Annotated in this window: 10 protein-coding genes; 4 read left to right on the plus strand and 6 right to left on the minus strand. The window is 44.4% G+C overall.

All coding sequences use genetic code 11. The features are described from left to right. Positions 1 to 21 precede the first annotated feature (21 nt). From trmL to F6K38_RS00290, 3 genes are all read right to left on the minus strand, one after another. Positions 22 to 483 carry a tRNA (uridine(34)/cytosine(34)/5-carboxymethylaminomethyluridine(34)-2'-O)-methyltransferase TrmL gene (gene trmL, locus F6K38_RS00280; protein ID WP_008180990.1) on the minus strand — a complete coding sequence of 154 codons (462 nt, stop codon included), beginning with the start codon at positions 481 to 483 and terminating at the stop codon, positions 22 to 24. Between the two features lie 711 nt (positions 484 to 1194). Then, complete coding sequence (gene gshA, locus F6K38_RS00285) at positions 1195 to 2346, minus strand: glutamate--cysteine ligase (protein ID WP_008180992.1); 1152 nt, start codon at positions 2344 to 2346, stop codon at positions 1195 to 1197. 135 nt (positions 2347 to 2481) lie between these two features. Next, on the minus strand, positions 2482 to 3399 hold the full coding sequence (locus tag F6K38_RS00290; RefSeq protein WP_287355915.1) for a histone deacetylase family protein: 918 nt from the start codon (positions 3397 to 3399) through the stop codon (positions 2482 to 2484). Between the two features lie 130 nt (positions 3400 to 3529). On the opposite strand from F6K38_RS00290, the gene F6K38_RS00295 reads away from it, so the two are divergent. Beyond that, positions 3530 to 3946, plus strand: coding sequence for a hypothetical protein (locus F6K38_RS00295; RefSeq protein ID WP_008180997.1), 417 nt, complete (start codon positions 3530 to 3532; stop codon positions 3944 to 3946). Positions 3947 to 4262: 316 nt separating this feature from the next. After that, positions 4263 to 5213, plus strand: coding sequence for a LamG-like jellyroll fold domain-containing protein (locus F6K38_RS00300; protein WP_287297380.1), 951 nt, complete (start codon positions 4263 to 4265; stop codon positions 5211 to 5213). Between the two features lie 252 nt (positions 5214 to 5465). Here the strand turns inward: F6K38_RS00300 and F6K38_RS00305 are convergent, their stop codons facing one another. Both F6K38_RS00305 and fxsT read right to left on the minus strand, forming a co-directional pair. Next, a complete protein-coding gene (locus tag F6K38_RS00305; protein WP_229414357.1) occupies positions 5466 to 5708 on the minus strand; it encodes a DUF4351 domain-containing protein in 243 nt (80 codons plus the stop codon). A 110-nt stretch (positions 5709 to 5818) separates the two neighbouring features. Beyond that, entirely contained in the window at positions 5819 to 8317 is a 2499-nt protein-coding gene (fxsT, locus tag F6K38_RS00310; protein WP_502709559.1) for an FxSxx-COOH system tetratricopeptide repeat protein, read from the minus strand. A gap of 1236 nt (positions 8318 to 9553) precedes the next feature. Between fxsT and F6K38_RS00315 the strand changes: the two genes are divergently transcribed. Further along, complete coding sequence (locus tag F6K38_RS00315) at positions 9554 to 9808, plus strand: hypothetical protein (RefSeq protein ID WP_008181007.1); 255 nt, start codon at positions 9554 to 9556, stop codon at positions 9806 to 9808. An 867-nt stretch (positions 9809 to 10675) separates the two neighbouring features. Continuing rightward, on the plus strand, positions 10676 to 10909 hold the full coding sequence (locus tag F6K38_RS00320; RefSeq protein WP_287250400.1) for a hypothetical protein: 234 nt from the start codon (positions 10676 to 10678) through the stop codon (positions 10907 to 10909). Here the strand turns inward: F6K38_RS00320 and ctpB are convergent. Then, on the minus strand, positions 10879 to 12201 hold the full coding sequence (ctpB, locus tag F6K38_RS00325) for a carboxyl-terminal processing protease CtpB (protein ID WP_287250398.1): 1323 nt from the start codon (positions 12199 to 12201) through the stop codon (positions 10879 to 10881). The two genes, F6K38_RS00320 and ctpB, sit on opposite strands and share 31 nt — an antisense overlap. Positions 12202 to 12405 lie beyond the last annotated feature (204 nt).

Below are 12405 nucleotides of genomic sequence, written 5' to 3' on the forward strand. Positions count from 1 at the left end.
AATTATTAACACAGAAAACACCTATTCCAAGTAACCCAACTGACGCCTGGCCTCAAATAAGCCAAGGGCAGCACTGACGGAGAGATTTAAGCTGCGCACTCCTGGCTGGGTCATGGGGATAAAGACTTTAGCCTGACAAGCCTCTAACACATGGGGAGGCAAACCTGTGGTTTCGCAGCCAAACAATAACCAGTCCTTGGGCTGAAACTGAAACTTAATATAGTTGTATGTTCCTCTCTTGGTAAAGCCAATCCATCGCCCCTCTTGCTTCTGGTGATAGCTGACAAATGCATCAAAGGAATCATGATATTTAAGATCTACATAGGGCCAATAATCTAGTCCTGCTCGTTTCAAGTAGCGATCGCTAATTTCAAAACCCAACGGACCCACTAAGTGCAATTGAGTAGTGGTGGCGGCGCAAGTTCGGGCAATATTGCCGGTATTCGGTGGAATTTGCGGGTTGATTAAGACAACTTTTACCATGAAACCCTTAATATCAAGTCTGGTTTAATACCCATAATTAAAGAGAGGGTGGGGAGGGTGGGGAGAAAGGTCGGTGTGGGGAGATGGGGAGATAGGGATAAACGGGAGATAGGGAGATTTTTATTAAGGGTAATTATCCTGACATGATATAACACGTCTGACCCTAATCTATATTCATACCAAATCTGGGTCTAAAACCCCTGATTAGAAAACAAATGGGCGATCGCCTATTGGTATTTGAAGTGGTAACAAGTAGCTTTAAAGCTATACTGGGTTTGGGGTGTGGGCGAACGGGTGTGGGCGAACGGGTGTCAAGGGCACCTAAAAGATTTATTTGAATGAGTTCAAGGGATTCAGGTTCGAGGAGCATTGGATATATATCTTAGGTCATAGTACTATAGGCATACCTAAGGTCAATATTTTTGTCTGTATTTCAGATAACCTCTACCTAGTGATATAGATCATATATGTTTTTCTTATATTAGTTTTCGTTGAAGCATATATTAGATATTCTTATATTTCACAGCATTTCACTTGGCAAAAAAATTATTCAATTGAGGCGGTTGTCTTTACAAAAACTCTAAAAAATTCAAAAAAATTCATAAAAAATGCCATCGCGAGGTTAGGGGGAATCCGGATTCCCCCTAACCTAAAATTGCGATGACAACTTTAGCTATTTAATTGTAGTTGAATAACAAAGCTGTTAGTCAGTTAGGCTACCAGGGACTGACACAATTGATCTTCTAGTTGCGACTCTTGCTCAGCCATGGATTGAATGGCTTGAATCATCACTTGGCGAGGATCAACACCCACTGAATGAAGTTGTAACCACTGGCCAGCGGTGTTTCCTTCCCGTAGAATTTTCTTAATCGGTGAGAGGAAGCAACTAAAACCGTGTTTTTTCGCTACCGGCCAAACCTCTTGATAAAGTTCCTCAATCCAATCTCTGGCCAGAATTAGTCTGCCATCCTCCCAATGCCTCAGTTGCGCATCCAAACTGGATTCAGCCGCAGCGATTTCATTGGCATCGGTGAGGCCAATCAAGTCAGCTGAACGGTTGTTGGCAGGTATTTTACTGATCTCCAGGGGGTCAAGACTGGGATCATGAATCAGTTGTATCAGGCGTGCTTCCAATAGTGCCATAACCGCTAACAGGGCAATGGGATCGACCATTAAATCACAGATTCTCAGCTCTAGGCGGTTGAGATCATAGGGCCGTCGGTTGCCATTGGGGCGCACAGAGGTCCACAGATGACGGACATTAAACATGGTACCAGCAACGAGTTGCTCTTCATTCCACTGGATAAAGTGACGATGGCTTTCAAATAAAGGAACATCAGAGGGAGTTTTGGGAAACATTCCCCAGCGGGTGGAGTGATAGCCAGTGGTTTTACCGTCCAGAAAGGGGGAAGATGCACTCAGGGCTAGGTATAGTGGAGCTTCCATTCGCACCAGACGACAAGCTCGCATCAGGATTTCTGGGTCAGAGATGCCCACATTGATATGGATGCTGGCAGTAACAACCTTAGTGCCGTAGGTGGTCTCAATGTAGGAATGGTAAGGATTATTGGGGTCAGAACGGTAAAAGCGATCGCTTTTACCTAAGGACAGGGTACTGCCGGGAATTAGTGTATAGTTACCCAAGCTTTTTAAATACTGTCGCAGCTGTTGTCGGGGACGCACTAAAGCACATAAGAGACGGTCATAGCAACATAAAGGAGCAGTGGTGTATTCTACATTGCGCTGATCTGGCTCTCGGACAAATCCGTCGAGGGATGCAACAATCTGATCGGAAAAACCGACAATATCCCCTTTGGGAGTGCCGGTATACATTTCTACTTCAAAGCCTTTGGATAGCAGCACAGTTTTTTCTAATGGGGAATGGTAAATTGGGAGTGGGGTGTAGCGTTGGTCGTAGCTCTAGGGAATGTATCTACCTTATCTAGCTATCAATCCTATCAATAACGACCAAATAATTCCTCCTTCTTTAGTTTGCCATCAAAGCTTACACTGGCGATAGACCTGAAGAGCAGCACGGTGGAGTAAAGAGTGGCGATAGATCAGGGCATCGAAATCATTACCGTAGCCACCACCAATCACACTAGCCACTGGGATGCCAGCTGCTACACAGGTACTCAACACTTGCATATCCCGACGGTAGATTCCTGTGTCGGTCAGGGCTAATTTCCCCAAGTGGTCTTCTACATGGGGGTCAACTCCAGCATCGTAGAGCACTAAATTGGGTTTGAATCCTGAGAGTAAGTCCGGAAGATACTTGGCTAGGGTTTGTAGATAGGCATCATCATCCATCCCCTCTGGTAGGGGAATGTCTAAGTCGCTTTTTTGTTTCTTGCTAGGGAAATTGACTTCACAGTGCATGGAAAAGGTGAAGACACTGTGCTCGTTTTGGAAGATAAAGGCGGTACCGTCTCCTTGGTGGACATCTAGGTCAACAATTAAAATTTTCTGAACTAGTCCCAGTTGTTGGAGAACACGGGATGCGATCGCTAAATCATTAAAGATACAAAACCCTGAGCCATAACTGGGAAAAGCATGATGGGTACCACCAGCAGTATTGCAGGCTAACCCTTGACTTAGGGCTAGTTTAGCCGTAAGAATGGTGCCACCTACGGCAGTACAGGTACGCTTGACTAAAGCTGGACTCCAGGGTAAGCCAATGCGTCGCACAGCTTTCGGCTCAAGGGTACCTTCACAGTAAGCTTGAACATAGTCGGGAGTGTGAACCAGGTGGAGCCACTCTAGTGGGGGAAGGTCTGGAGTGTGGAATTGTTTAGGAGTGGCAATGTCTTCTTGTAGCAGTAGTTGGTAGAGTTTCCCAAATTTAGGCATGGGAAAGCGATGCCCGTCTGGCAGAGGTGCGACATAGTGCTGGTGATAGACGATTGGCAAGTTCATGATCAGACAATCCCAGACAAGGTTTTCCAGCTCGCTACACTTCTTGATGCAGTCGCTCATGGGGGAAACCCCCAAGACCGCGCTGCATCGCTTTTTTTAAAATCCTCAACCAAGTCAAAGGAAGCATAACATGAATAACCCTTGGCATAATTTTAAGCAACAGCCTTGGCTAGCTCTGTCGAAAGTAGCTGCCTTCACCACTGTGCTGGTAGTTGCTCTAGAGAACCTGTTGATATGGGTCTTGACTCAATCAGAAATTTTCCGTCCCGTCTCGGTGCTACTATTTTCTCGACCCCTAGTAATAATCTGGTTTTTCGCTGCGACTATAGGAGTTGGGGTGTTAGGAGTTTATATTTGTGAACGTTGGCAGTCCCAGCTACTCCTGAATACCTCTAGTCTCTGGGCTTTAGTGTTGTGCCTTATCGTCGGTCTATTGCTCAAGTCCCAACTTCCAATCCCTCCTGGGCTAGTTGGGTTTTCCATGAATTCTTTGATTGGAGTAATCCTAGGGGTATTTTGGAAAGGTCGTCCTTACTGGCGTTATTAGGATTAAAAACGCGATGCTAACCAAAGAGCTGCTACGGTAACGCATCAAAAGCATCAACGAATACTATAGCAATCCACTATAATTCCGAAAATTATTGCAGTGGGGAAATCTTGCCTGCACTATAGTCTCAGGTTTTTTTAGAAACAATCGCTAATTCTGCTACTAATATTGGACTTTTGACAAAATAGTACCCTCAAAGGGTACTGTCACTATCTAAGGGAGCCGAGACAATAGATTTGTTAGCCCATTGTTTTGAGTAGAAACAAAAGGGAAAACATCAAATTTTCTCCAAAGTCTAAGCAGAAGAAAAACAGAAATGTTTACCCCCGATCCCACAGATTTGGTAGCTGAGTATTTATTTGAAACTCCAACTGAAAACGGAGTGATCAGGAACACAGCTAATCCTGGAACCTTTGACGGTATGATCCAGCACGATCCCGATGCCCATCCTCTGGCTCCCTCAGCGGATGTCCCGCCAGGGTTTGTTGGTTCAGCATCCCTGAACTATAACGTTCTCAGACGCTTATCAGATAGCGGCGAATCCCCGCAAATGTCCTTTGCACAATACGTTGAGGTTCCCAATTTCCCAGATCTGGCTAACCTGACCGTGGAAACTTGGGTTAAGGTTGATTACATCAAAGCAAACCCAGCCTTTACCGATCCTCCCCAGGGTACTTACCCTGATGGAGAAGTTGGTTTTGGAGCCTGCCCACAGCCCATATGCAAAGCATTTTCCTGGTATCTTTTCCTGAGTACTCTACAAACCGATCGCAATCTGATTCTGACTATCATCCCTAACAATGTCACCCAAGGATTACCGAAGGAAGCAGACGAAACTAGCGGCAGTGGTGGTGTAGTCAGTGAGGATATCGTCCATGGTGGTCAATGGACCCATATGGCTGCAACCTTTGGTGAAGTGGCTCCCGGTAGGTTTATCATGCAGACCTACATTAATGGCATCCAAAGCCACATCGAAGAAGTTCGAGACTTTAACGGCAACATCCGTCGGATTCCCAATCAGACTGACAACCCGATAGCGCCTTCCCCTGGTAGACCCCTACGGCTGGGGCAATTCCGTGATATTCAAGGCAATCTTGACTATCAGTACTCCGGACTTTTGGCTGGTGTACGAATTTACAGTCGGGCTTTGACTCAGGAACAGATTCAAGCTGACTACAGGCATGACATCTGTTCAGATCAAGCACCATTAGGGAAAGAAATCTTCAGACTGGGCTTACTTAGTCTATGGCTGTTGAAGTCTACTTAATTGGGGTCAGAAGAATGTAGAATTTAGAATGAAGAATGAAGAATGAAGAATTAAGAATGAGGAATGAAGAATGAAGAATGAAGAATTAAGAATTAAAAATTATACCTTTGCCCATTCTAAATTATTTTGAATTCCCAATTCCCAATTCCCAATTCTAAATTCTACATTCTAAATTCTACATTCTAAATTTTGCATTACACACTCTAGCAGCTCCCCATGGCATTGCTTTTGAGTGCCACCCCTAACGGAATTTTACTTATCCCTAAACTGGTGCAACCAATTGGTCAAATCCACCTCAGTTTCAAAATCTAACAACGCTTCTCCTAAATCCTCCAACTGGTCAAAGGATAATTCCTCAATTTGATTTTGTAATTGGGGATTTATCTGACCTAATCGACGGTTTAGTAGACGGATAATTAACTTAACCTCATTGCGCTTTCCTTGTTCTAATCCTTGGCGAATAATTCGTTGATAAACTACTGACTCTTGCATCATATCCTCCCGAAAATAAGCTTGAATTAAATTAATAATTTAGAATTAATAATTTAGAATTAATAATTTATAGCAACCGAAGTATAGCGTTTCTAGGACTCATGAGGTACACATTATTTTTTCCCTCTTCCGTCTTGCCTCTTCCGTCTTCGCTGCTTCCTAAAACCCAGAAATTTGTACCTCACAAGTCCTATAAGTGCTATATATACTGATCGCTGTGACAAATCATCCCGCAATCTTTCTAGATTATTACGGTAGGTAACAGTATTAGGATGATTTGATCCTAACTTCCGTTCTGCAATATCCAAAGCCTGGACATACAGGGGTTCCGCTTCATGGTAACGCCCCTGAGCATAGTAGAGTAATCCCAGGTTGTTGAGACTACTGGCTACATCGGGATGTTCTTGACCCAGCAGCTGCTTTCTCATGTCCAAAGCCTGGACATACAGGGGTTCCGCTTCATCGTAACGCCCCTGAACTTGGTAGAGTAATGCCAGGTTGTTGAGACTACTGGCTACATCGGGATGTTCTTGACCCAGCAGCTGCTTTCTCATGTCCAAAGCCTGGACATACAGGGGTTCTGCTTCATGGTAACGCCCCTGAGCTTGGTAGAGATCTGCCAGATTGTTGAGAATACTGGCTACATGGGGATGGTCATGACCCAGCAGCTGCTTTGTCATGTCCAAAGCCTGGACAAACAGGGGTTCTGCTTCATGGTAACGCCCCTGAGCTTTGTAGAGATCTGCCAGGTTGTTGAGACTACTGACGACATCGGGATGGTCATGACCCAGCAGCTGCTTTGTCATGTCCAAAGCCTGGACAAACAGGGGTTCTGCTTCATGGTAACGCCCCTGAACTTGGTAGAGTAATGCCAGGTTGTTAAGACTACTGGCTACATGGGGATGCTTCTCACCCAGCAGCTGCTTTGTCATGTCCAAAGCCTGGACAAACAGGGGTTCCGCTTCATGGTAACGCCCCTGAACTTGGTAGAGTAATGCCAGGTTGTTAAGACTACTGGCTACATGGGGATGCTTCTCACCCAGCAGCTGCTTTGTCATGTCCAAAGCCTGGACAAACAGGGGTTCCGCTTCATGGTAACGCCCCTGAACTTGGTAGAGTAATGCCAGGTAGCCTCGACTAGTTGCTACATCGGGATGGTCTTCTCCCATGCGGCTTTTGGTGATGTCTAAACATTTCTCATACCAAGGTTCAGCCTGGTCATAGGTACCTCGACCTTGATAGAATATTCCTAAGCCAACAAAAGGCAATATTAAATCTTCATCCCTGAGCCAGTCAGTTAGGACTGTGGCAACTTCGTCTAAATGAGGGATGGCGGGGGTAACTACTGCAATCTGATCTTGAGTTGGTGTCTGGGGAATTGTTTTGGCAACAGCCACCATTGTCTTACAAAAGCTTTGCTTGTAGCTATCGGCCTCTGGTAATTGAGCCAGCTTGGTCAGGAAAAATTCTCGAATTAGTGGATGGAGTTGATAGGTTTGCTGTTCAGTCAGTTGCAACAGGTTCAGTTTCAGTAAACTGCGATTGGCCGTAGGCCACGCTACGCGATCGCGTAATTCCTCCAACTCTTCTTGTTCTTCTTCCCGGTCATCTTCAGTTTCGATAACACACTTCTCTACCAGGGACCACTCAAAAGGAGCAGGAGCAAACAGACTCAGACGACATCCCAACTGCTGGACTTCTGGACAATCTTTCAAATCTTCCCAGGATAACTCAAAGGCTGCTGCTACTCCCAACTGGGCTGTCATTTCCCCTTCTTCTGTGGGGTCAAGTAATGCCTTAGCTGCTAATTTCTTTTTCTCTAAACGTTTCTGAACTTTAGCAATAGTTAAGGTCGGATGTAGATCTAAATATCGTCCCACTAACTCTAAACCCAAAGGCAAATAACCCAACCATTCACATAAGGCTTCTGCTTCGGTTAGTTCTTTCTCAATGCGCTCTTTTCCAACAAGCTTACCTAATAATTCTAATGCTGCCTCTGGGGATAGTACATCCAAGTCAATTCGTCGGTAAGAAGCCCCTGGACGCTGACGACTGGTGACCAGTACTTTGAAGCGGGATTCAGCTGGAGGTAAATAGGGTTTAATTCTTTGTTTGTAGTCATTGCTGAAAGAAGCCACATCATCCAGCACGATCAATGCTGTTCCCTCTGGCCAATTTCTCCAGCAGTATCTTACCTGCTCGTTGAAATCTAGTTCATCTGGAATGGTTAATCCTAATTCCGTACGCCCAAAACTAACAACTTGAATCCCCAGATCTAGCCCGCGCACTGGAAACCAGCACCTACCACCAGGGTAGTTATCCTGATATCTCAGAGCATATTGTAAAGCTAACTCGGTTTTGCCAATACCGCCCATTCCGGCAATGGCGCAAATGGCTAATCTATCGGTCTTTTGAAGTTCCTCATGGAGCTGCTCAAGTTGAGTGTCTCTACCGACAAAGTAGGGAGTGCCACTATTGATACTAATGTTAGTCGGGGAATTTAAGGTTATTTGTTTTTTTTTGAGGCATTCCTCAATAAATTTCTTGACACCAAGATAGACCAAACTGTTTTGAGAATCTGGTTTACATAGGTCAATATGGTGCTTTGGTATGGCAACCGGCTTCACTCCTTCAATGCCTGGGTTGGCACTATCTTCGTCTACAACTAAAATCCCTTTTACAGGCTGGGTTTCATAATAGACTTTGGTGGCAATTTCTAGACTCCGAACGTTTTCTCTATACCACTCATTTAATTCCCGTAACTGAGAGTCATGAGCTTTTAGTTCCTCCACACTTACGGTGGTTCGTGCGAAAACACCAATATTATCAATTAAATTAGCTAGATGAGCACCAGTGTGGGGAGTAGCCAGAAATACTATGCCTTTAGTCTGCTCAATAATCCCTTTATAGTTATCAAAATTATTAGCACTACTAAGCATCTTTTTGACTAAAAGCCCGCCCATACTATGAGTAATAAATACTAATGGACGCTTGCCGAGATCGCAGCTGTTTAACCAATCTAATAAATTACTGGCTTGATCGAAAAGGGGCATACTGCCATTGCTTTGCCACTTTGTTGCTTTCGCGTCATACCCAAAAGACCAGATGTTAAGGCATAGCTGCTCTTTTCCTAACCAAACTGGCCAAAAATTATCATCATTTATTGCATGCTGGTGATGCCACGTGCCTCTGGGATCACCTCCAAGTCCGTGAACAAACACCACATCCATACTGGCTTCTGAGCCCTCCCACCCTGAGATTTTGATCAATCCCCTCGAATCGCTCACCAATTAGCCTCCAGTTAAATCTATAGCCTTAACCAGTAGATGCAGAAAATCCTATTTTTATTTATTCTAATACAAAAAAATCCAGGGAGTAGGGAGCAGGGAGTAGGGAGCAGGGATTAGGTAGTAATGGAAAAAGTTATCACAATTTATTTTATATACCTATAATAACTTATCGGATATAGTTTATTTTTTTTCTGTTTCCAAGGCTATCAGTAAATTAAATCAAAAAAAAACAAACGCTAACATTTTTACTATGTGCCCTGTTTGCGATTCTAACTTCTAACTTTTAACTTCTAACTTCTAACTTCTACTTGGTGGTGCGTTACGGGGCGGGCTATCCCAATACTGGCTACGAAGTAGAAAATTAGGGCTATCCCGCCCCTAACGCACCCTACGCACTAAATTCTTAATTCTACATTCTTAATTCTAAATTCTTAATTTTACATTCTTAATTCTTAATTTTCTTCCATTACCCCTCCAAAAAAAATTATAAAAACCCTTGACAACTAATTTTATAATCGTTATGATTATAAATGTTAAATTCAAAAGTAATTTTGAACTATGTCTGACAACTTTCGCCCAGATCCACAAAACAATCCTGAGGATATCACTCCTAGTAATACTCCTCAGGAACGTTCCCAAAAAAAATACCCCATTAAGCACATTCTGAAGGGGTCCCGCCGGGCAATAAACAACACTATGCATACCCTTTATGCACGGGGTTACGCCGAAATATCGGAGTGGAGCCCCCTTCAGCCGACTGGAATTCCTGGCGAATTCATCACGATGATGACCAAGTATTTAAATTTGGGTTAAACTATTAAGTTATAGGGGGGGGAACCCCCCTGGCCAAAGTATCAGGTTTGTTCGCGTAGCGTGACCTTTGGTCAATCCTATGGGATCATTTCTGGATTGGTTTCGAAAGTTGAGGCATAGCTAAAAATTCCTAGCCGTGGAAGGTATTTCTGCGGCTATTTTTTTTTGAGGTTGTTCGCGTAGCGTGGCCAAAGGCCAAGGTTAGAAGGTTAAAAGGTTGAAGGTTAGAAGGTTTAAGGTTAGAAGGTTAGAAAGTTAGAAGGTTAGAAGGTTTAAGGTTAGAAAGTTGAAGGTTAGAAGGTTGAAGGTTAGAAGGTTAGTTGCGTAGGGTGCGTTAGGGGGGGCCTCATTTTCCGCCTCGTAGCCAGGCTTTGGATAGCCCGCCCCGTAACGCACCACCGTGTCAAACAGCTTTTAGGAGATGCACCCTAAGGTTAGAAGGTTATCAGGTTTAAGGTTAAAAGGTTGAAGGTTGTTCGCGTAGCGTGGCCTATTGGCCAAGGTTTAAGGTTAGAAGGTTTAAGGTTAGAAGGTTTAAGGTTAGAAGGTTTAAGGTTATTATCCGAAGATTAGCGTTAATAAAAATCTGCGCTATTTCCCGATTTTCCCATTTCACGATTTGCCCAGGATTCGTGATTGATCCTTGGTGGGCAGTGCATACCTGGGTGTACCCAAACAAATTAATCTTTCTGTGGCACTGCCCACCCTACATCTGTTCTATTGTGATTCATCCGTTGGTGGGCAGTGCATACCTAGGTGTACCCAAGCAAATTAATCTTTCTGTGGCACTGCCCACCCTACATCTTCACTGCCCACCCTACATCTGTTCTATTGTGATTCATCCGTTGCTGGGCAGTGCATACCTAGGTGTACCCAAGCAAATTAATCTTTCTGTGGCACTGCCCACCCTACATCTGTTCTATTGTGATTCATCCGTTGGTGGGCAGTGCATACCTAGGTGTACCCAAGCAAATTAATCTTTCTGTGGCACTGCCCACCCTACATCTCCTTCCGATTCCCGATTCCCGATTCCCGATTCCCGATTCCCGATTCCCGATTCCCAGCGCAGCTTACCAAACCCTACCTGAGTTTATAGGTTGACTGAGGGTTCCAGGCCCAGAGGCAGTAGTGGATTTTAAAACTGCGATCGCTCTTCCGTATTGAGGATCCTTACTAGTGCCACGCCATCCCGGTTGACTAGATAGCAGTTGCCGTTGCTCAAGGGTCAACTCTTGGCGAATATCGGGCACAATTCCTTTCAAACTAATATCTTCACCACTGGGTAGGTAGTAACGAGAGACGGTCACCGTTAAACCTGAACCATCGGATAAGGCATGGACAGACTGGACAGCGGCTTTACCAAAGGTGCGAGAACCGATAACAGTAGCGCGTTTGTTATCTTTCAGAGCACCAGTTAGAATCTCACTAGCACTAGCGGAGTTACCATCCACTAGAATTGCTAAGGGCAGATTGGTCAAGGCCGTTCGATTAGCCGTGTATGCCTGTTTGCCACCGATCCGGTCTATAGTGCTAACAATTTCCCCCTCTTGCATCCACATCCGGGCAATTTCAATACTGGAAAAAAGCAATCCGCCTGGATTCCCCCGCAGATCTAGGACATAAGCATTCACCTTCTGCTGATTGAGGTTCCTAATTGCCCGTTGCATTTGTTCAGCTGCATGGGAACTAAATTCATTTAAACTGATATAACCCACTCGCAGATTCCCTTCCTGCTTGACGCTGTAACGAACAGAGGGGATTTCTATCTGAGCTCGAGTTAGTTCTATTTCAAAGATGCCCTGTCCTGGTCGGGCAATCCGCAGAGTCACTGATGACCCCACTTTACCCCGGATTAGTTCGGAGGCATCTTCGAGACTTAACCCTTTCGTCGATTTGCTATCTACCGCTAAAATCCTATCCCCAGCTTTAATACCTGCCTTAAACGCTGGGGAATTTTCAATCGGTTCAATGATTAACGGGGTCTCCGTCTGCTTTTCTATTTCCATGCGAATACCCACACCAGACAGTTCACCAACGGTTTGGTTTGTCAAGGCTTGGAACTGTTCTGGCACTAAAAAGCGGGTGTAGGGGTCTTCTAAGGTTTCTAGGGCTTTCCTAATCGCTTTGTAGGCTTCTTCTTTTGAAGCGTAGTTTCTGCTCAGGAGTTCATGTCTAGTCGCTTGCCAGTCAACTTGGTTAAAGGTGTTATCGACATATTCCCGATTGACAGTTTGCCAAACTTCATCAACAATCGTTTTAGGGCTATCCTGAAATGCTACAACCACAGAGCTACCATTAATCGGTGTCGCCCAAGACCAAACTGCTGTGGTTGCGATCGCTCCAGTGAAGAGAACACGTTTGAGTCGGGGGAAGTTTGTCAGGGATTGTCTCATGGATATAAGGCGGCAAATTACTTAATTACTTAATTTATTTAGTTTTTTATAATTATTGATGTTTTTGTTGGCCAACTCTAGGATTGCCCATGGCTATGAGCTACTGATACTACTTAGGTGTGACTACCAATCCTACTGATGATAATAACGAAAAAAAATTATTTTCTAGTTTTAGTTTCTGATCTGATATACTAAAAAGATATT

Source organism: Moorena sp. SIO3B2, from assembly GCF_010692525.1.
GTDB classification, from domain to species: domain Bacteria; phylum Cyanobacteriota; class Cyanobacteriia; order Cyanobacteriales; family Coleofasciculaceae; genus Moorena; species Moorena producens.